We start from the raw sequence: 18,841 nt of genomic DNA on the forward strand, positions 1-18,841 counted from the left end.
AAAATGGGGCGGCATTTCTTTAACAGTGAATTTTTTAGCCTAAGTTTAAAACGATGAATAGTGAAATATTTTCTGCCCTTATAAATAAAAAAAGCTCGATATCTCTTAGGGGTGTTCAGATGAGTGATCAGGGCACAAAATCAAATTATTGGATCAGTGATAAAATATCGAGTGGTGAAGAATATCAATTTTTAGTTGCAAAAGTACTTTATGAGCAAAAAAATGAACTTCAAAATATTGCAGTCATGGAACTGAATAATAATAATAAAGTTTTAATTTTTAATGGAAAAATTCAAAGCTCCAAATTTGATGAATTTATAGTGAATGAATCACTAGTTCATATTCCTTTTATCCATCATGGTTTACCTAAAAAAATTTTGATAATTGGTATTGGTGATCTGGGAGCAGTTCGTGAGGCATTAAAATGGAATGTGGCTGAACAAATTGTTGTTGTCGAAGAAGATAAAAGCTTATTAGATATTAACATTAAATTTTTTAATAGTTTTAATAGAGAATTTACTAAAAATAAAAGGGTACATTTTAAATTTAGTAGTTTTCATGACTTTTTTAAGAGAAATGAAGATTTATTTGATGTTGTAATAATTAATAATATTTTTAGTAAGGGATTAAAAATTTTTCCATTTTTAAAAAGAAGTTGGAAAATTTTAGATAAAAATGGCTATTTAATTTTTAAAGACGATGTTTCAATGTTATCTAATCCCGAATATTATTGCAATTTATTAAACCTTTTTAATTACAACTTTAGCTCAATTAAAATTTACCAGGCATGGCTGCTATCATTATGTAAAACATATAATTATATAATGCTAAGTAAAGATTCAATAATAAAAAATAAAGAAAATTCTGAAGTAGAAAAAATATTAAATTTAAATTTAGATAATTGCTTAAATTTTATTGATGATAAAAGTTATGCTTATTTAATGAATCCTGGAAAATATGTGCAAGATATTCAAAATAAATTTAATAATATTAATTTTGCAAAGACAAATAAGCTGGATCTTTAGATAAATTAATTGTATCTAAAGTGATCTTTAATGCTTCTTGTAATTGAAGATCATCGTCGCTCACTACTTTTTTGTTAAAATTTTTCTTTTCAAGATAAAATTTAGGGCTTTCTAATTCTTCAATTAATTTGATGTTTTCTTTTGTTATTGCTATTGGTTTGTTTTTTGCAAGTTTTAGCATTTTTATTTTAGCATTTAATTCTTGAAATTTTTTATCCTTGTTAATTCTGTCTTGGCTTAGTTTATTTAACTTGTTAATCATAACTGATAAATTTTGCATAGGCTTGAAATTTTTAGATGGAGAAATTGCGTCCTTAGAAAGTGCATAATCTAAAAAATTTTCTCCAATTTCATATATTTCTAGATTATTTGGAATAATGATATTTGATAAAACACCATATTTTTGGTTGCTCTCTCCAGCTGGTCTATAAAATTTACTTTGTGTAATTTTTAATGCTCCATCTGTTTTTCTATTTTTTATGCCAGGAATTTCTTGTATAATTTGCACAGTTGCCTTACCAAAGGTGTTTTTGTCTCCTACTATAATGCCTCTACCATAATCTTGCACTGCGCCTACAAAAATTTCTGATGCAGACGCACTCAGTTTATTGATCAAAACAACAAGAGGTCCCATATAATAGGACTTGGATTTTTCGATAGTTTGACTTCTAATGCTTTGATTTTTATCTTTTGTTTGCACAGCTGTGCCTTGAGGTAGAAAAAATCCAGTAAGTCTTAAGCTTTCTGGAAAATCTCCGCCACCATTGTTTCTCAAGTCAATCAGTATTCCATCTACCTTTTCTTGAGAAAGTTTTTTTAGCTCTTTTTCCACATCATAGGAAACACCTTTACAATGCAAAAAGAATTTACTTTTACATTTTAAATCAGTGTAGAAAGAAGGAATTTTAATAATTCCAATCTTTTTATTTTCTAAATTTACAATTTCAGTTTTTACAAGTTCATCTTTTAATTCTATTTCGTCTCTAACTAAAGTTACAGGAAATTTTTTTATAATATTTTCTGTATTTCTTTGAATTAAAAGTTTTAAAGTAGTTCCTTTTTTTCCTCGAATTAAGTTAACTGCATCCTCAACCGAGGCATCAAGAAGATCGTAAAACCCTTTTCCATCATTAATATCAACAGCTAAAATTTTATCATTAACTTGTAATTTACCCATTTTTTCAGCTGATGCTCCAGGAACTAGGGAACGAATGATGATATATCCATCCTTTTCTTGTAACTGGGTGCCTATTCCTTCTAATTTATTACTAATATGAATTATAAATGATTCATGATCTGTTGGCATCATATGAATAGAATGCGGATCTAATGAAATTGCAAAGCTATTTAAAAAAATATGAAATAATTTATCAGTATTTATACTTTCAATATTTTTTTCAAACCTTTCGTAACTTTTTTGTAATCTTACTCTCACTAGTTTTTCTGATTCTTCATTTTCTTTATTTGTAAGAAATTGTAATTTTATTTTTTTTCTTATTTTTTCATTTGCTTCATACTCTGATTCGCTCCAATTCTTTTTTGTAATATTAATATATTCTGTTTTTTTTAAATCAATTGGCGTAGATAAAATGTTTTTAATTTTTAAATTTCTTTCCATAACCCTACTTTTTAATATTTTTTTCACATCAAAGATAAAACCACATTCGTTTTCGTTTAAGTTTTTTTTGATATCACTTTTAAAATTTAAAATATCAGATTTTAGAAAATATATTTTTTCAGGATTGAGCGATTCAAATAATTTTATTATTGCTCTTTTTGCTAGGTCATTATTCAATTCATTAAATTGAAAATGTAAAATAAGCATTGTTTCTATGCGCGCTTTGACTTCTTTACAGCTAAGAATTGCGTGATTTGTTCTTGCAATCCTAGGGTTCTGTTCGTAAGCTAACAAAGGAGTCTCTGTTCCCTCATTAAGACAGTAAAAGACGAATGCGAATAACAAAATCATCTTTAGACGCATATTCTTTTTCCTATTAGGGGCTTGAGTTTCTAGTCTGTATTTTCTTTTTTTACTTACTAATAGTCAATTTATTTGATTGAGAGTTTTTATGACGACTTCGCGCAGATCGGATGCTTGCCTTCCCAAAAAGGCATATCTTCATAAAATGTTTGATGAATATTTAAACCAACTGGGTTTAAGACAAACAAGACAACGCAAAATTATTTTAGACGCCGTTCTCACTTCTGGTCGTCATGTGGATGCAGAAACAATCTTTAACGAAGTTAAAAAACTGGATAGCTCCATTGGGCTGGCGACTGTTTACCGTACTTTGAAAATGATGACAGAGTCACAAATATTGGTTGAACGCCATTTTAGTGGGGATCGAGCGAGTTTTGAAATTGCTGATTTTGAAAATGAACACCATGACCATTTAATATGTAATCAATGCGGCGAAATTATTGAATTTTTTGATGATGAGCTCGAGTTCTTTCAAGAAAAAGTTTCTAATAATTTAGGATTTAAATTAAAAAATCATAAAATGGAGCTATTTGGCGATTGCATGAACTTTGAAACTTGTAAGTACAAAAAATAATATAAAGTCTTGATTTGATCTTTATTGTCTCTGGTTTTATTTTCTGTGAGTTGTTTAAAGAATGTGATGGGTGGTGTCATTTGTAACATTCTCATTACAGTGCTGAAGGAAAGAACGCAGATATGGATAAAAAATCAAAGGCAAAACTTATTTGGACAGTTACCAACAATGGTTGCGAACAAATTGGAATCGAAAAAATTGCAAATCTTATAACCCAGTATCGTCTCGATGCTGTCAGGATGACTTACTCATCGCGCTCATTGCCAAATATTATCAAACTTAGAAATGAAATCACCAAGCAACTTGAATGTTTAAAGATTAGCAATGGGTCGGGTTTTGTTCCATTTTTATTAAGTTTTGTAGGCAGACGTTCATTATTGTCTGTGCCAAGCGGTCCATTAGAGGTTGCGGATGGCTCTGAAATTAATATTTCAATCATTGTTGATTTTGATTATTGTGCCTCATTTCATCTCAAAACTTCAAATTTTTCTGGCATTGCCATTATTGTTTCAAGTATTGACCAACTCTCCCAATTAAAGATTGGCTCTAAAATAAGTGTTTCTTATGGCGCAGTAGAGTTAAAAATTTTACAGCTACCCAATGAAATAAGCTCCAACATGCAGGTGCGTTGTTTGGTAGAAAGTGGTGGACTTTTGTTGAGTGGTGTTGATGTCCACTCTACAGATATGAGCCGCGATTTGTTTCCATTGTTGCCAGAAGATGAACAAACTTTACAGTCAGGTTTTTCTTCTTTAGCGGATTATATTATTGTTGATGGGATAAAATCAGAGCGCGAGCTTTTGACAATAAAAGCTGGAATTCTTGGTGAAAATGCCCCCTTCTCCGCAAGACATCCCAGTGTGCCAATTTCAAAACGAGTGCTAGAGTTTGAAGCAGAGCTTCCCCCGCGTTTTTTGCTAAAAGTTGATTCTAAACGCTCGCTCGAACTTCTTCCTGATGTCATGAAACATTTAGATGGTGTGTTTTTAAGCCGTTCAGAACTTGGAATTGATGAGCATCCTCACAACCTACCAATAATTCAAAAAGAGCTCATTACTCGGTGTAATAAATTATCAAAAATTGTCATCGTTGCTTCGGAATTGATGCATTCTATGATTGTGAATGCCAATCCAACCCGTGCAGAAGTCTCTGATATGGCCAATGCCGCGGCTGATGGCGCAGATGCATTGGTTTTATCACATGAAGTAACCGAAGGCCCAAATGCAGCATTGGTTGCGCAAGTGACGATTGATACGCTTATCAATTCGGAAGCATGGTTTGAAAAAAAGTGGCATCATTTTGAAATGAACGAAATTCCAACTGATGATGATGCTGTCACTTACGGAGCGATTCGTATTGCGCAGCAAGCTGAAGTGCGTTCCATTGTTTGTTTTACTGAAGGAGGGTATACAGCTATGAAGTTGTCAGCAATGCGGACTCCTAAAGAAATTATTGCAATCACTTTTAATAAGAAAATTATGCGTCAAATGAATTTGCTGCGTTCTGTGACTGCTGTTGTATTGGAATCAAGAACTCATGTTGAACGTATTTTATCTGAGATTAAAGAAAAATTAATCAAAAATTTTGGTTTTAAAAAAGGGGATAAGTTTGTATTTGTTTCATTGACCTCTTCTAGTGTTGCAGAACGCAATTCAAATTTATTCACTGTTCAGGAAATAGAGTAAACTATGTCTCATTCTCCTTTTTTTATTGTAAATCCTTACGCCAAAGCAGGAAATGCAAAAGAAATATGGGAACAGCACGTATTGCCTGAAGTGCTACGTTTATATCCAGGCGTATTGTGGAGTTATTCTCAAAGTTTTGAGCATGGCGCATGTCTTGCGCTTCAGGCTGCTGAACAAGAAATAGAGACTGTTGTGGCTGTTGGTGGCGATGGAACTGTTAACTCTGTTGTGAATGGTTTGATGCAGCATAAATCAGTACAAAAGCCGACTTTGGCATGTATTCCTTTAGGCACTGGTTGTGATTTTGTAAAATCTCTTAATATTCCACTCGATTTTAAGGTGGCTCTCTTTTGTATTCGCCTCGGCCATAAAATTGATTGTGATGTTGGATGTGTCGATTATACCAACCCAATTCAAGGGGATTCATCCAAATATTTTATTAATGTTGCAGGATATGGAGCTAACGGGGAAGTTGCGCAGTGGGTGGATCAATCACGGCAGCATTTTGGATCGAAGCCCACTTATCTTGCTGCAGTATTGTCCGTTATTTTTAAAAATATGGCTTATCCCACTCAAATTGCTTTTAACGATGAAGAATTTAGCAGTGTGCCATTAAAGGCATTATTTGTTTGTAATGGTAGTTTTTGTGGTGGTGGAATGTGTCCTTCGCCTAAAGCGAGCTTAAGCTCTGGATTTTTATCTGTTGTCGCTGTTGAAAATATGAATATATTTGAAAATATTTTTTATCTAAGTCGCCTTTATTCAGGAAATTATCAAGGTATTGAGAAAAAAATAACTGTAAAACAGGTGCAAAGTTTGCAGGTCACGTCAATGATTGAAGACGAGGTGTATGGAGATTGCGATGGGGAGTCTTTTTTACTAAAAACGGCAAAGTTTTACTTAAAGCCAAAAGCATTGCAAGTGTATTCAAATTTACTTTGAGGTTTTAATTTTACCCATTTTGCCTTGTAAGCGTCTTTCTTCAATAATTTTTAACTTGTCAGCCACGGCCTGTTCAAGATTTATTTTCCTACAATTACAATAGTTTATTAATGAAATAAAAACATCAGCGGCCTCTTCTGCTAAGTGATTTGCATTGAGGGGGAGTGAGGGGTTACGCCAAATTTTTTTTTCAATGTTTGCAAGTTCTCCAGTTTCTCCACAAAGCTCTAAAGAAAAAAATTGCGGTGAGCGTTCTTCAAACGCATTACTTTGATAATTATCAAACTCTTTTTGGATTGTTTGTAACCCTTGAACACATGGTTCTGGTAGTTTTGGGAACATTTTGCCTCCTAATAAACTTTAATGACTGCCAATAAGTTATCAATGCCGCAAAAGTTTACTACCTGGTAAATTTTATTTTTGCAAAAGAATCCGATACCTGGTTGTGTCATAAACAAGACTGTTAGTTTTATTTTGAAAGCGGATGAAATGTTTTCATTTTTGAAAAGCAATTCAATAAGAATTAAATTATGGGTATTAATATTTTCTATCCAGTTTTTTGTTGCTTTTTATGCAGTTGTTTTGATTTTTATTGATAATATTCAAGGATTAATAAGTATTTTTGTTTATTTTATTGTTATTTGTTTTTCTTTAGCAATCATTATTGTTAATCGTTTATTACTCTCAAATTTAAACAAAAAAATATATAATACTTCAGACGAAATTTCAGAATCATGTAAACATGGTGATGACTATTTATTATCAATTAAAAATAATTTGACAAAATTTATTTCACTAACAGGAAGTCAGTTAGATGGATTAAACGAAAGCGCAAAGTTAATGAAAAATATTTCTGAAATGTTAACAGAAACTACGAGTAACGCAGAAGTTTGTAAAGAGATGTCTGACAAAGTGACACGGGATGTTAATGATGGCAATGAAATTATGCAAAAAATGGTTGATGCTGTGTTAACAATCGAAAAAACAAAAGATGACTTATCAGAAATTTCAAACCTAATTAAACAAATTAGTAATGATACTTCAACAATACATACTATTGTATCAACTACTGAATTATTGTCTTTAAATGCATCGATAGAAGCCGCCAAAGCAGGCGAAAAAGGAAAAGGATTTTCTGTTGTTGCTGAAGAAGTTGGTAATTTGGCTAAACTAAGTGGTCGCGAAGCAAAAGAAATTGAAGATATTATTTTAAAAAGTCAAAATGAGATTTTAAAAATAATTGATTTAAATCAGACACGAGTGGATCTAGGAAAAAAAGCGAGCAGTGATGCTTTAGCGGTGTTTACTGCTATCAAATCGGAGATGTTTGGAATTTCTAGTCGCTCAGAAAATATTAGAGCTGCGACATGGGAACAAAAAATTGGAATTGATCAAATGACTCAAGGTAATTTTGATATTAAAAATATTTTGAAAAAAAATATAACAGATACAGTTAATTTATTAAAAGTTTATAATTTAAATTTTAATAATTTCAATAACATTAAAGAAGTTGCTGATATTTTAAAAGAATACTGGTCTGGAGAGCAAGATAATGACCAAAAATGAAAATATTGAACATCAAAACGCCGAAAATCAAAGCGTTGAAACTGAAAAAATTGAAACTGAAAAAATAAAAAAAACAGAAAAATTAGGTTTTAGAAATATTATATTAATTTCTGTACTTGTAACTAATTTATTAATTTGTTTTTCTTCGATATTATTTATTTATTTATTTGGATCAGGAACTCAAAATATCGCAAAGTATTTAATAGGCTCATTGTGTGTGACACTAATTCTTGAATTAGCATTATTTTATTATCTTAATAAAATTAAAGAAAAATATTCTATGTTGGGCATATTATTTCAACAATATATTGAACGAAGTCATGTTACTATAGAAGAATTTGTTTATCCTAAAAAAAATATAGCCAATTCTTTTAATAAGCAGTTTGATCTGATCAACCAAACTGCCGCTGCAATTTCAGAAATTACGCAAATGATGCATAGAACATCAGAGCAAATTAATGATTGTAAAGCAATTACAAAAAGCGCAGAGGATAGACTGACAAGTGGCAAATCTGTGATGGAACGCCTAGGCGAAGCAATTGAAGTTATTAAAATTGCGGCTGTAGATATGGATAAAATGTTTCAAGTTATCAATGAAATTAATATAAAATCTTTAGTTATAAGTGATATTGTTGCTAAAACAGAATTGCTTGCAATGAATGCGTCGATTGAGGCAGCTCGCGCAGGAGATCATGGTAAAGGATTTTCTGTTGTGTCGGAAGAAGTCCAAGTATTGGCTCAAACAAGTGGAAAGTCTGCAAAGCAAATTAAAGATTTGTTGAATCAAAGTTCAATTAAAGTCACGCAAATAATTCGAACCATGAACGAACGCATTAAAGAAGGCGAAATTATCAGTAAAAAGGCATTGGATGTATATAGTAGAACAAATGAAGGAGTGGAATCGCTGAAGGAGCAAATTCAAATTATTTATGAAGGCACTGAAATGCAAACAGGTGTTATGAAAACAATAGAAGGGTCGCTGACAAGTATTACAGAAAATATTGGCCTTAATAATAAACTTATTGCTGATGGCAATGATTCCATCTCAAAGCTCATAGAGACCAACACACAGTTACTTCAGTTTGTTGAAGACATTGAAAAAGCTTTACTTGGAATTCAAGGTTTAAAAATGTTTCAAAAAACAAAAGGAAGTGAAGTTAGGCGAAATTTAAAAAGTATGGGTTTTTAATTTGCAGCTGTTGGTTTTTCGTTAATTTGAACTAATGGAATGTCTTCTGCAGACTCCATAGATTCTACAATTTTCATTTTAAAACCATCTTCCATGTCAAAACTTTCTTCTATTAAAGAGAGTATTTTTTCAGTTGCATGTTTTGCAAAATTGGCTTCCTTAGCGTCATGGCAAGATGCTATTTCAATTTGCGAACCTTCTGGAGATTCACATAATAAAGTAAACTTTTTTCTAACCACTCCTGCATAAAAATTAGACATATATTCTCCTTGCTGTTAGCTAAAATAATAATTAAAATTACTTAGATTTTTTTCTAAAAAAACTTGTTTTAGTATTTTTTGATGAGTTTTCTTTTTTGCTAAAAAAACCGCTCTTTTGTTTTGAATCTTGATTGTTGCGTTTTGAGAAAAATCCTTTTTTAGAATTTTCGGCTTGAGTTGCATAATTCTTTTTCAATTCGTCAGGATTTTTTCCAGACACGCCGCCACTAATAACGCCACCAGAAGAGTTGCCTCCAGCATTGGGTGGTGGCAGATAATATGTTGGTTGACGAGATTGAAATGCACCGGAAAGCGTGTTGCCGACCATGGCTCCCATTAAAAAAGGCGCCCAATAACTACCCGACGCACCACCTGATGATTGTCCCTCTTGTTGCGATGCCCCACCAGTTGCAGCGATTTCAATTTTATAGCCTTGTGTCATTTGCAAAATGGGTGTGCATTCATTGCTTTCTCGATTAAAGTGAAGTTGTGCAAAATCGTTTTGCGAGTTTGCTGCGGGTTCAATTTGCATCATTTGCAAATTTTTTAACGTTAATGGGTTGGGTAGGGCTTTGCCCGCGGTTGCAGCGGTATGAAATACTGAGTATTTTTGCTTTGCTTCATTAAAGGTTACTTTAATCACACGAACATCGGATGTTGGACATGATGCTGCGGTGAGAGCTGTATTTTGATTTTGAATCGCAGGATTGTCAAAACAACCTGTAATCAATAAAGTTGTGATTAAAATTGATGACGAAATTCTGTGCATTGCTAAACCCTTTCAAGCAGTATTTAATATTTTATGAATTGCTTGCAATACTGTCTTAATTTTTTCCTAGCATAAGTTGTATTTGATGTCGAATGTGATTGAGAATTCATAAAAAAATTTAAAAATTTTAGATATTTAAATTTTTAAATTTTTTCATAAATTTTTTTCTTCGTACAGTTAAAGTGAGTACTCATTTGTTCTGTAGAACAAATGAGATTTGCCAAAAGATTACATAAAAAATGATTACAAATTACTCAAAGCTATTTTTCTAACTTCGAGATAAGCAGTATGTGCGGCTTTAAGCGCGGCTTTTTCGTCGGAAGAGAGATCAATTTCAAAAACTTTTTCAGCACCTTTATTTGTTAATTTAACTGGTACACAAAGACAAGCTCCCTCAGAAATTCCATACTCGCCTTTTAATTCTACAGAACAAGGTAAAATTCTGCCTTGGTTGAGTATGATACTTTCGACCATTGCAGTGACTCCAAATCCTGGAGCAACCCACGCCGATGTGCCAATCAATTCTGTAAGTTCTGCACCGCCTCGCTTGGTTTTACTTACCACTTCAGCAATTTGTTCTGAGTTGAGAAGTTTATTAAGAGGAACGCCGCCGACAGTTGCGGTGCTCACAACAGGAACCATGTCTTTATCAGTGTGGGCACCCAATACAATGGCAGAAACATCTTTAATGTGAACATTTAAGGTACGGGCAATATTGCTACGAAAACGAGAGGAGTCTAAAACCCCAGACATTCCGAGTACACGTTCTCTTGGAAAATTTGTTACCTTTTGAGCAACAGTCAGCATTGCGTCAAGTGGATTAGAAACAAGAATTAAAATGCAATTAGGAGCATAACGTTTAATATTTTCGCAAACAGCTTTAACAATTCCTGCGTTAATACCAACTAATTCTTCGCGAGTTTGTCCGGGTTTACGCGGAACACCGGCAGTGACAACGACAACATCAGAATCTTGCATTTGAGAAGAATCATCAGTTGCGATAAAGCTCGCATTAAAACCTGCAAAAGCACCGCCTTGGGCAAGATCAAGAGCGCGTCCTTGTGCGACATTTGGTTTTAAATCAATTAAAACTAAATCAGCCAATTCTTTTTGTGCACACCATTGAACCACAGAAGCTCCAACATTTCCTGCAGCTCCAACAACCGTAATTTTAGGTCTTTTAAACATTTTAAGCTCCTCTGGTAAAGAAACAGATAATGAAACAAACAATAAACTCGCAGAGAATAATGCTTGTTTTTTTTTTTAAAACAAGTTGTGGGTTATTTTTTTACAGCTTTGAAAAGTCGAGTCGCTCCAGAGAGCCATTGAATTTGTTCTATTTGATGAAAACCTGCTGTTTGTAGCATATTTTCAAAATCATGGCCAGATGGCATAGTTGAAACGCTTTGTGGTAAATATTCATACGCTGACTTATCAGAAAATAATCCACCAATTTTTGGTAGAATTTTTTTAAAATAAAAATCAAAAAATTTTGAAATAAAATTATTTTCAGCCTGAAAAAATTCAAGTACAAAAAGAGTTCCACCCTTTTTTAAAACACGATTAAACTCTTGCAATGCACCTTCACGGTTGTCGACATTGCGCAGTCCAAAGGAAATTGTAATACAATCCGCAGACTCAGACTCTGTAGGTAGTTTTTCTGCTGATGCTTGAAAAAATTGAATATCTGAATAATTTTTTGCAACGGCGCGAATTCGTGCCTGTTCAAGCATGCCTGATGAAATATCAAAACCAACAAGTTGGTTGTAGTCTTTACGTCTTGATTTGGTGCTAAATAAAACATCTCCTGTGCCACACGCAACGTCATAAATAATTCCATTTTGCGCATGAATAGTTGGTAGCAAAGAGATCATTTTATTTCGCCATTGAACATCTTGTCCAGCAGAAAGAATGCGATTTAAAAAATCATATCTTTTTGAGATTTTATCAAACATATTTTGAATTTTTAATGATTTTTCGCTTAATTGAATAGGGTTATTATGAATTTGTTTAAATTTCACTTTGATCTCCTGCGTGAGAATTGAGCTTAGAAATTATATAATTTTCATTTATAATACCAAGAGGGCAAAAACCGTTAAGAAAATTTTGTGAAGAGTCTTTTAGCAAAATATTTTGGCCTGCAATACTGAAAGAAACACAAAGTGCCTCGTTGCCTAACGCTTGGTTCAAGTGCCCAAGTGCTTCTCTAAACACTCTGCCCGATTCTGTACTTGGTGTCACTCCCTGTCCTACTTCATTTGAAACTACAAGTACAGGGAATTGCAGTGTCGTAAGCTTTTTAATAAAATAATTAAATTCTGTTTCTAAATGTTTCAGCAATTGAAAGTGAGAGTAGAGTTGCGCATTTTGCGCAATTAACCAGCCCATCCATAACGATAAACAGTCGATGATTAAAACTTCAGCATTGTGTTCTTGGCAATAATTGACAACGCTATCAATGCTAACGGGGTATTCAATTGTTGTCCAATGATCAGGTCTTCGTTGTCGATGCTTATTGATACGCAATTCCCATTCCGGCGAATTTTCAATTTGCCCTCCGGTAGCATAATAAACAACCTTTTGCCAATTTTTAGCACAGTTTTCTGCAAATAAACTTTTGCCAGATTGACTGCCTCCTAAAAATAAACAAAGTTTAGAACGCACATTATTCATTTTTTTAAATCCTATGTGTATTTAAAAATTCCAGTATAGTTTCTCCTAAATTTGCAATAGCTTCATAAGAAATAATATCTGGTGTGTCGCGGCTTGTGTGCCATTCTTTTGTATTTTTCCAATCGATAATATGCAAAGAGGGAATATTAAGTGACAGAAAAGAAATGTGATCATCTTCAACTGTAAAGTCTGCTTTAGAAATTTTAATTTTTTTTGCAGAGTTGATAAAGAGTTGTGAATATGTTTCGTCTGATCCGTGCGAAATTGAAAGATATTGATTTTTATGTCCAATCATGTCAAGTATAAGTACTAATTTAATTGGATTATGATTATAAGTATATTGTCCATTTTTCTTTTTTAATTTTTTAACAAATTCTCGTGAACCATATAAGTTGTCCTGAATACCTAAAAAATTTTCACCATCAAACCAATCATTTAAAAAAGCCTCTTCTCCATCAAAAAATGCAAGAACAATATCGCAAGCACCTAAACTTTTTTCATGGAATTTTTGTTCTTTAAGGACACGTGCTAATTCAATGAGCAGGACAGTTGAAGAACCACCATCGTTGGCACCAACAAATTTAAAAGATTTGAAATACTTGGTATCGTAATGGCCCCCTAATAAAATCGTGCACGGAGCGTGTCCTTTTTTTTCTGCAACAACATTGATACCTTCTATTTTAATTGTTGTTTTTCCGTTAGATTGCGAGCCACCAAATTTTTCTGAATAAAAATTAGGAACAGTTGCGTTAAATTTAAGCAACTTTGGTTTCCAGCCAACTTGTTTAAGATTTTCAGTAATTTCATGAGCAATTTTTGTTTGTGCCGCTGATCCCATTGGATGTGCTTCAGCGGTAAACCAATTCATCGTTTTTTCTAGATTATTGATTGAAAAAGCAGGTTTTTTTTGAAATGATACGTAATTGGGATGCGCATTTTTTAAGTAAAGTAACCCTAAAAAAAGATGAAACCAAATACATAAGGTCTTTCTCACTATGCACTTACTCCTTTGTAACGATGATGGCTATAAAGCTAAAGGCATCCAGGTCTTAGCAAAATATCTTAAGACACTTGGGCATAAAATAACAGTAGTTGCCCCAAATGGCGAACGAAGCGCCCAATCTCATGCGATGACATTTTATCAACCTTTGCGAGTTCGAGAAGTTTCTGAACATTGTTTTGCTGTTGATGGCACACCCGCAGATTGTGCTGCGTTAGCTTTAACGCAAATTCTTTGTGAAGACCCACCTGATTTTGTTGTGTCAGGCATTAATCACGGTTTAAACGTAGGCGTTGATGTGAATTACAGTGGGACTGTTGGCGCAGCAACAGAAGCCGCTCTTATGGGGTTTAAGGCGATTGCTGTTTCTGCAGACACAGAAAACTTATCTGACGAACAATTACAACATATTTTTGAACAATCTGCTAAAATTGTTGGACAAATAATTCAAAATGCCTTTTCATTCGATTGGCCAAATATGGAGGTGTTGAATGTCAATGTGCCGCAAAATGCAGAGAAAATTGCGATTGCAGAATGCGGTGGTGCATCTTTGTATGAACCGCATATTGAGGAGATGAAGCCAGTTAAAGGCACGGGAATGAAAATTTACTTGATTGGTGGCTTTTCTCGTCATATGCCTGATGACGCGTCGCAGGATGTTTCTTTGGTGTCAAGTGGTTTTATTACATTAAGCTTTGTAAAAGCTAAACAAAGCTCAACAGAAACAAATAAAAATCTTGCAAATATTGTTGGTATTTTAAAATTATGATTAATGAAAAAAATTGGGCGCGTGAATTATCGCAAGGATTGATTGATTTAAATCAACTGGTTAAAAAAGGTTTTATTTCTATGCATCAAACATGTGAATTAAAGCCAGTAATTGATCATTTTAATATTCGTGTTCCTCATATTTTTTTAGAAGAAATTGAGAAGTCAAATGAAGCAATTTCTTCTCAATTTATTCCGTCCTCAAATGAACTCAATGTGTTGCCAGAGCAGCTAACAGATCCAATTGGCGATGAGCGTTGGTCCCCAGTAGCAGGTATCACCCACAGATATCCTGATCGAGTGTTATTTAAACCTACTTATATGTGTGCTTCGTATTGTCGATTTTGTTTTCGCCGTTATAAGGTGTCAGACTCAAGCAATAATTTAAAAAAAGATGATTTTTTAAATGCATATGATTACATTAAAAAGCACTCAGAAATTTGGGAAGTTATTATTACAGGAGGGGATCCCTTAACTCTGACAGATCAGTCTATTGCAAGTATTTTAGAAAATTTATCTGAAATTGATCATGTTAAAGTTATTCGGTTTCATACGCGAATTTTAAGTGTACTTCCTTCTCGAATTACTATGTCTTTGCTTGATATTTTCAAAAAAAATAACAAAAGTATTTGGATTGCAGCACATATAAATAGTGCAGATGAATTTACTTTGGAGTGTAAAAATGCAATAGCAAAATGTGTGGATAATGGGATTCCCATATTATTGCAATCTGTGCTTTTGAAGGGAATCAATGATTCTCATGAGAAATTGATTTCTTTATTTAAAAAATCAATAGAAAATAGAATTAAGCCCTATTACTTGCATTATCCGGATTTAGCTAAAGGAACAGAGCATTTTAGAATTCCTTTACGACATGCAATTGAACTCATAAAAAATTTGCGAGGAAAGATTTCTGGTTTGTGTATTCCGCAACTGATTGTAGATATTCCAGGAGGTGAGGGTAAAATTGCGATGCATACCCACAACGCCACAGAAGTTTATGAAAATGTTTGGGAATTTGAGAGTTCATTAAATAGTTCTCGAATTGTTATTAAGTATCCTAATTCTATATGATATTTTTTAAAGGTCTGTATAATTCCAATTGCTACAATACCTCGAATGCTTAATAAATGAGCCTAAAAAATTCCGTTTATTTGTAGTTCTATCGAGGTAAAACACCTGAATATATGCCCATGTGCTATATGTTACAGCCCACGTTGCAACACCGACATGAGCAAACTCTTCGCCAAATGCATTTGTACAAATTTTTTTAAGCTCTTGGCAAAACAATACAGCTTCATCAATGTTATTAAAAGTTTGCAAAACATTAAAAACAGGGTGATAGTGTCTATTATGTCCACCTGTCCCATTGATCCAGGTGCCTTTTGTATTAGGGCTTGAACCTATTTCTTCAAAATTTGGTATGCCCAAAGGGCTAGCTGGCGCCCATTTCCATACATTTGAGTTTTGGGTATTTACACAAAACAAATAAGATCCTAATTTAGAAGCAAAAATTTTAAAAGTATTCATGTTAATAAGTATTAAGAATATTATAAGATATCTTAACATAATTTAGTAGTTCCTAGTAAAAATAGTTCATAAATTTAATATCGAGTTTTTAATACAATAATTTAAAAATTTAAATTTAGTTTTATTAAATGATTGCCGATTAAGTCTTGATTATGATATTTAACCCTTATTATTATAAGGAATTAAAAATGTTGTATAAATTTAATTTTTTAAAATTAATGTTATTTCTACTAATAATAAAATTTTCTGATGTTTATGCAAAAAACGAGCAGGTTTATATAGTAGGAGTAGAAAATATTGATTATATGCCATATTATACTGTTAATTCTTCTGGTGAATATGGCGGATATTCTAGAGATTTACTAGACTTATTTTGTAAGAAAAATAATATTAAATTTAAATATCAGCCAATGTCAGTATTAAGGTTATTTAGAGAATTTTTAGATGGAAATGTAGATTTTAAGTTTCCTGATGACAAATTATGGCAAAGCCAGTTAAAAGCGGATAAAAATATTTTTTACTCAAACAATGCTGTAGAATATATTGATGGTCTTATTATTAGAAATGAATTTAAAGATAAAAAAATTGAAGATTTAAAAATAATTGGAACAATTAGAGGATTTGAAGTAGGAGTTTATAAAGAGAAAAATATAAAAATTCTTGAATCTTCTAGTATTGCTGAATTATTAAATAAATTAGATAAAAAAGAAATTGATGGAGTTTATTTTAATATAAATGTAGCATTAAATTTTATAAATAAAAATAATTTTTTTAAAAATAAGTTTGCATTTAAAAAAGAATTTCCTTACACAAGAGATTATTATAAATTATCAAGTATCAAACATAAAGATATAATTTTAAAATTTAACCAATTCTTAATTAAAAGTAACACAGAAATTAATAAACTTAAAAAGAAATACAATATATTTATATAAATATTAATTATATTTTAATACATCTAATTTGCGATCCATTATTTAATTTTCTTAATATCGGAACAGATTTTGCGCATTCAGAATCTGCAATTGGACATCGTGTTCTAAAATTACAACCACTTGGTGGGTTAATTAAAGAAGGCAAGTCTCCTGGCATGATTTCGAGTTTTTTAACTGATTCAAGCTTTGGGTCAGCAATAGGCACTGCAGATAAAAGAGTTTTTGTATATGGATGCTTTGGATTTTTATATATTTCGTCTCTTAAACCAATTTCAACGGGTTTACCTAAATACATCACCATCACTTTATCGCTAATATGCTTAACAATACTCAAGTTATGAGAGATAAAAACTAGGGTTAAACCAAATTCTTTTTGTAGTTTTTTTAATAAGTTTACAATTTGTCCTTGAATAGACACATCAAGAGCGCTTACTGGTTCGTCGCAAACAACGATTCTTGGATTTAATATCAATGCCCTTGCAATTCCAATGCGCTGACATTGTCCACCAGAAAATTCATGGGGATATCGATTTATTTGCTCTGGCATTAAACCTACTAAAATCATCATATGGATGATTTGATTTTGAATTTCTTGTTTAGTAAGTGCTGGAAAATACGTTTTTAAAGGTTCTGCAATAATTTCTCCAGCAGTCATTTTGGGATTGAGAGAAGCAAGAGGATCTTGAAAGATCATTTGAATATTTTTTCTGGCTTCTTGGAGTCTTTTTTTATTTAAAGATAAAAAATCCTGTCCTAATAATGTAATCGTTCCGTCTGTGATTGGAAGTAATCGCAAAATTGCACGTGCTAAAGTTGATTTGCCACAACCAGATTCTCCAACAATTCCTAATGTTTCTCCTTCTTTGATTTCAAAACTCACCCCATCAACGGCTTTAAGAATTTTATTTTTAAAAAAAGAATCTTTATCTGGTATTGAAAAATATACTTTCAAATCATGAAGTGATAAAATTGTTTCGTTCATTTGCTTAGCTCCAGAAAGCATGCATTTTGAATTTGTTCACTTATATTGTTTAAAGGTGGCATATGATTTTTGCATATATCCATTACAAATTCACATCTATCCGCAAATGAACAACCTTTTGGCAATTGTAAAAGATTTGGAGGATGACCTGTAATTGTTGGTAGATTGTCATAATTTTCACTTTTTAAATTTGGAATTGAACGTAATAAAGCTTTTGTATATGGGTGTTTTGGTGTGTAAAATATGTGATTAACAGGGCCACGTTCTATTATATTTCCTGCATACATCACCATGACTTGATTACAAATTCCAGCAACAACCCCAAGATCGTGAGTAATAATAATAATTGCAGAACCTAATTCTTGTTTTAATTCTTTTAATAAGTTTACAATTTGTGCTTGTACTGTAACATCCAGCGCTGTAGTTGGTTCATCTGCTATCAGTATGTCTGGCTTGCAAAGAAGACTCATTGCGATCAAGACACGTTGACGCATACCTCCAGAAAACTCATGAGGATACATATCGATGCGATTTTTTGCATCAGAAATTTTTACCAAATCTAACATTTTAAGAGCTTCATTTTTGGCCTCTTTGTAGTTCATATTTTTATGATATTTTAAAACTTCAATCATTTGTGTTGAAATTTTTAAATATGGATTTAATGCCGTCATTGGATCTTGAAAAACGATAGAAATTTTATTTCCTCGAATTTTGTTTAATGCCTTTTGTGATAGTCCAATTAGTTCAGTGTTATGAAATTTAACACTTCCTGACACATTACTATTTGAGGCAAGTAATCCCATGATTCCTAATACAAGCTGAGTTTTTCCTGATCCAGATTCACCAACTATTCCCAGTGCTTCTCCTGGGTTTAACTTTAAATTTAATTGATTAACTGCTTTAATGTATCCATCTGGAGTATTAAAAGAGATTGTTAAATTTGTAACGTTTAATAATGTCAT

Annotated in this window: 20 protein-coding genes; 9 read left to right on the forward strand and 11 right to left on the reverse strand. The window is 32.3% G+C overall.

The features are described 5' to 3' along the window. Positions 1-119: 119 nt before the first annotated feature. Positions 120-1,025 (forward strand): hypothetical protein, encoded by a 906-nt coding sequence (locus tag Spiro2_RS04350; RefSeq protein WP_338637306.1) that lies wholly within the window; start codon positions 120-122, stop codon positions 1,023-1,025. On the opposite strand, the gene Spiro2_RS04355 is transcribed toward Spiro2_RS04350, so the two are convergent. Beyond that, on the reverse strand, positions 991-3,006 hold the full coding sequence (locus Spiro2_RS04355) for a carboxy terminal-processing peptidase (RefSeq protein ID WP_338637308.1): 2,016 nt from the start codon (positions 3,004-3,006) through the stop codon (positions 991-993). The genes Spiro2_RS04350 and Spiro2_RS04355 overlap by 35 nt on opposite strands. An 88-nt stretch (positions 3,007-3,094) precedes the next feature. Between Spiro2_RS04355 and Spiro2_RS04360 the strand changes: the two genes are divergently transcribed. The 3 genes from Spiro2_RS04360 to Spiro2_RS04370 all read left to right on the forward strand — a co-directional run bounded on the left by Spiro2_RS04360 (position 3,095) and on the right by Spiro2_RS04370 (position 6,207). After that, positions 3,095-3,580 carry a Fur family transcriptional regulator gene (locus tag Spiro2_RS04360; RefSeq protein ID WP_338637309.1) on the forward strand — a complete coding sequence of 162 codons (486 nt, stop codon included), beginning with the start codon at positions 3,095-3,097 and terminating at the stop codon, positions 3,578-3,580. A 122-nt stretch (positions 3,581-3,702) separates the two neighbouring features. Continuing rightward, positions 3,703-5,265, forward strand: coding sequence for a pyruvate kinase (locus tag Spiro2_RS04365; protein ID WP_338637311.1), 1,563 nt, complete (start codon positions 3,703-3,705; stop codon positions 5,263-5,265). A gap of 3 nt (positions 5,266-5,268) precedes the next feature. Next, positions 5,269-6,207, forward strand: coding sequence for a diacylglycerol/lipid kinase family protein (locus tag Spiro2_RS04370; RefSeq protein WP_338637312.1), 939 nt, complete (start codon positions 5,269-5,271; stop codon positions 6,205-6,207). Here the strand turns inward: Spiro2_RS04370 and Spiro2_RS04375 are convergent. Continuing rightward, complete coding sequence (locus Spiro2_RS04375) at positions 6,199-6,549, reverse strand: MazG-like family protein (protein ID WP_338637313.1); 351 nt, start codon at positions 6,547-6,549, stop codon at positions 6,199-6,201. The two genes, Spiro2_RS04370 and Spiro2_RS04375, sit on opposite strands and share 9 nt — an antisense overlap. Before the next feature lie 147 nt (positions 6,550-6,696). Between Spiro2_RS04375 and Spiro2_RS04380 the strand changes: the two genes are divergently transcribed. Together Spiro2_RS04380 and Spiro2_RS04385 are read left to right on the forward strand one after the other, a co-directional pair. After that, on the forward strand, positions 6,697-7,773 hold the full coding sequence (locus Spiro2_RS04380; RefSeq protein ID WP_338637315.1) for a methyl-accepting chemotaxis protein: 1,077 nt from the start codon (positions 6,697-6,699) through the stop codon (positions 7,771-7,773). Continuing rightward, positions 7,760-8,962: a methyl-accepting chemotaxis protein gene (locus Spiro2_RS04385; protein WP_338637316.1), complete on the forward strand. Its 1,203-nt coding sequence runs from the start codon at positions 7,760-7,762 to the stop codon at positions 8,960-8,962. The genes Spiro2_RS04380 and Spiro2_RS04385 overlap by 14 nt, the downstream gene beginning before the upstream one ends. On the opposite strand, the gene Spiro2_RS04390 is transcribed toward Spiro2_RS04385, so the two are convergent. The 6 genes from Spiro2_RS04390 to Spiro2_RS04415 all read right to left on the reverse strand — a co-directional run bounded on the left by Spiro2_RS04390 (position 8,959) and on the right by Spiro2_RS04415 (position 13,658). Next, positions 8,959-9,222: a hypothetical protein gene (locus Spiro2_RS04390; RefSeq protein ID WP_338637317.1), complete on the reverse strand. Its 264-nt coding sequence runs from the start codon at positions 9,220-9,222 to the stop codon at positions 8,959-8,961. The two genes, Spiro2_RS04385 and Spiro2_RS04390, sit on opposite strands and share 4 nt — an antisense overlap. Positions 9,223-9,259: 37 nt before the next feature. Then, the gene (locus Spiro2_RS04395; protein WP_338637318.1) at positions 9,260-9,991 is read right to left on the reverse strand and encodes a hypothetical protein; all 732 of its coding nucleotides are present in this window, start codon (positions 9,989-9,991) and stop codon (positions 9,260-9,262) included. 243 nt (positions 9,992-10,234) lie between these two features. Further along, complete coding sequence (locus Spiro2_RS04400) at positions 10,235-11,179, reverse strand: malate dehydrogenase (protein ID WP_338637319.1); 945 nt, start codon at positions 11,177-11,179, stop codon at positions 10,235-10,237. A gap of 92 nt (positions 11,180-11,271) precedes the next feature. Beyond that, positions 11,272-12,012 carry a bifunctional demethylmenaquinone methyltransferase/2-methoxy-6-polyprenyl-1,4-benzoquinol methylase UbiE gene (gene ubiE, locus Spiro2_RS04405; RefSeq protein WP_338637320.1) on the reverse strand — a complete coding sequence of 247 codons (741 nt, stop codon included), beginning with the start codon at positions 12,010-12,012 and terminating at the stop codon, positions 11,272-11,274. Beyond that, positions 12,002-12,664 carry a bifunctional adenosylcobinamide kinase/adenosylcobinamide-phosphate guanylyltransferase gene (locus Spiro2_RS04410; protein ID WP_338637321.1) on the reverse strand — a complete coding sequence of 221 codons (663 nt, stop codon included), beginning with the start codon at positions 12,662-12,664 and terminating at the stop codon, positions 12,002-12,004. Before Spiro2_RS04410 ends, ubiE begins: the two co-directional genes overlap by 11 nt. A 4-nt stretch (positions 12,665-12,668) precedes the next feature. Beyond that, complete coding sequence (locus tag Spiro2_RS04415) at positions 12,669-13,658, reverse strand: M28 family metallopeptidase (RefSeq protein ID WP_338637322.1); 990 nt, start codon at positions 13,656-13,658, stop codon at positions 12,669-12,671. A gap of 1 nt (position 13,659) precedes the next feature. Between Spiro2_RS04415 and surE the strand changes: the two genes are divergently transcribed. Together surE and Spiro2_RS04425 are read left to right on the forward strand one after the other, a co-directional pair. Continuing rightward, positions 13,660-14,433 carry a 5'/3'-nucleotidase SurE gene (surE, locus tag Spiro2_RS04420; RefSeq protein ID WP_338637324.1) on the forward strand — a complete coding sequence of 258 codons (774 nt, stop codon included), beginning with the start codon at positions 13,660-13,662 and terminating at the stop codon, positions 14,431-14,433. Beyond that, positions 14,430-15,506: a KamA family radical SAM protein gene (locus Spiro2_RS04425; protein WP_338637325.1), complete on the forward strand. Its 1,077-nt coding sequence runs from the start codon at positions 14,430-14,432 to the stop codon at positions 15,504-15,506. Before surE ends, Spiro2_RS04425 begins: the two co-directional genes overlap by 4 nt. A gap of 6 nt (positions 15,507-15,512) precedes the next feature. Here the strand turns inward: Spiro2_RS04425 and Spiro2_RS04430 are convergent, their stop codons facing one another. Then, complete coding sequence (locus tag Spiro2_RS04430; protein WP_338637327.1) at positions 15,513-16,001, reverse strand: hypothetical protein; 489 nt, start codon at positions 15,999-16,001, stop codon at positions 15,513-15,515. A 149-nt stretch (positions 16,002-16,150) separates the two neighbouring features. Here Spiro2_RS04430 and Spiro2_RS04435 point away from each other — a divergent pair, with 149 nt between their 5' ends. Next, positions 16,151-16,897, forward strand: a complete 747-nt coding sequence (locus Spiro2_RS04435) for a substrate-binding periplasmic protein (protein ID WP_338637328.1) — start codon at positions 16,151-16,153, stop codon at positions 16,895-16,897. Between the two features lie 7 nt (positions 16,898-16,904). Here Spiro2_RS04435 and Spiro2_RS04440 read toward each other — a convergent pair whose 3' ends face one another. Next, positions 16,905-17,879, reverse strand: a complete 975-nt coding sequence (locus tag Spiro2_RS04440; protein ID WP_338637330.1) for an oligopeptide/dipeptide ABC transporter ATP-binding protein — start codon at positions 17,877-17,879, stop codon at positions 16,905-16,907. Next, the gene (locus Spiro2_RS04445) at positions 17,876-18,841 is read right to left on the reverse strand and encodes an oligopeptide/dipeptide ABC transporter ATP-binding protein (protein ID WP_338637332.1); all 966 of its coding nucleotides are present in this window, start codon (positions 18,839-18,841) and stop codon (positions 17,876-17,878) included. The genes Spiro2_RS04440 and Spiro2_RS04445 overlap by 4 nt, the downstream gene beginning before the upstream one ends.

The organism is Spirobacillus cienkowskii, assembly GCF_037081835.1.
Taxonomy (GTDB): domain Bacteria; phylum Bdellovibrionota_B; class Oligoflexia; order Silvanigrellales; family Silvanigrellaceae; genus Silvanigrella; species Silvanigrella cienkowskii.

Coding starts and splice junctions, on each gene's coding strand:
- Spiro2_RS04350 (WP_338637306.1), top strand. CDS start 120: ATGAGTGATCAGGGCACAAAATCAAATTATTGGATCAGTGATAAAATA.
- Spiro2_RS04355 (WP_338637308.1), bottom strand. CDS start 3,006: ATGCGTCTAAAGATGATTTTGTTATTCGCATTCGTCTTTTACTGTCTT.
- Spiro2_RS04360 (WP_338637309.1), top strand. CDS start 3,095: ATGACGACTTCGCGCAGATCGGATGCTTGCCTTCCCAAAAAGGCATAT.
- Spiro2_RS04365 (WP_338637311.1), top strand. CDS start 3,703: ATGGATAAAAAATCAAAGGCAAAACTTATTTGGACAGTTACCAACAAT.
- Spiro2_RS04370 (WP_338637312.1), top strand. CDS start 5,269: ATGTCTCATTCTCCTTTTTTTATTGTAAATCCTTACGCCAAAGCAGGA.
- Spiro2_RS04375 (WP_338637313.1), bottom strand. CDS start 6,549: ATGTTCCCAAAACTACCAGAACCATGTGTTCAAGGGTTACAAACAATC.
- Spiro2_RS04380 (WP_338637315.1), top strand. CDS start 6,697: ATGTTTTCATTTTTGAAAAGCAATTCAATAAGAATTAAATTATGGGTA.
- Spiro2_RS04385 (WP_338637316.1), top strand. CDS start 7,760: ATGACCAAAAATGAAAATATTGAACATCAAAACGCCGAAAATCAAAGC.
- Spiro2_RS04390 (WP_338637317.1), bottom strand. CDS start 9,222: ATGTCTAATTTTTATGCAGGAGTGGTTAGAAAAAAGTTTACTTTATTA.
- Spiro2_RS04395 (WP_338637318.1), bottom strand. CDS start 9,991: ATGCACAGAATTTCGTCATCAATTTTAATCACAACTTTATTGATTACA.
- Spiro2_RS04400 (WP_338637319.1), bottom strand. CDS start 11,179: ATGTTTAAAAGACCTAAAATTACGGTTGTTGGAGCTGCAGGAAATGTT.
- Spiro2_RS04410 (WP_338637321.1), bottom strand. CDS start 12,664: ATGAATAATGTGCGTTCTAAACTTTGTTTATTTTTAGGAGGCAGTCAA.
- surE (WP_338637324.1), top strand. CDS start 13,660: ATGCACTTACTCCTTTGTAACGATGATGGCTATAAAGCTAAAGGCATC.
- Spiro2_RS04425 (WP_338637325.1), top strand. CDS start 14,430: ATGATTAATGAAAAAAATTGGGCGCGTGAATTATCGCAAGGATTGATT.
- Spiro2_RS04430 (WP_338637327.1), bottom strand. CDS start 16,001: ATGTTAAGATATCTTATAATATTCTTAATACTTATTAACATGAATACT.
- Spiro2_RS04435 (WP_338637328.1), top strand. CDS start 16,151: ATGTTGTATAAATTTAATTTTTTAAAATTAATGTTATTTCTACTAATA.
- Spiro2_RS04440 (WP_338637330.1), bottom strand. CDS start 17,879: ATGAACGAAACAATTTTATCACTTCATGATTTGAAAGTATATTTTTCA.
- Spiro2_RS04445 (WP_338637332.1), bottom strand. CDS start 18,841: ATGACATTATTAAACGTTACAAATTTAACAATCTCTTTTAATACTCCA.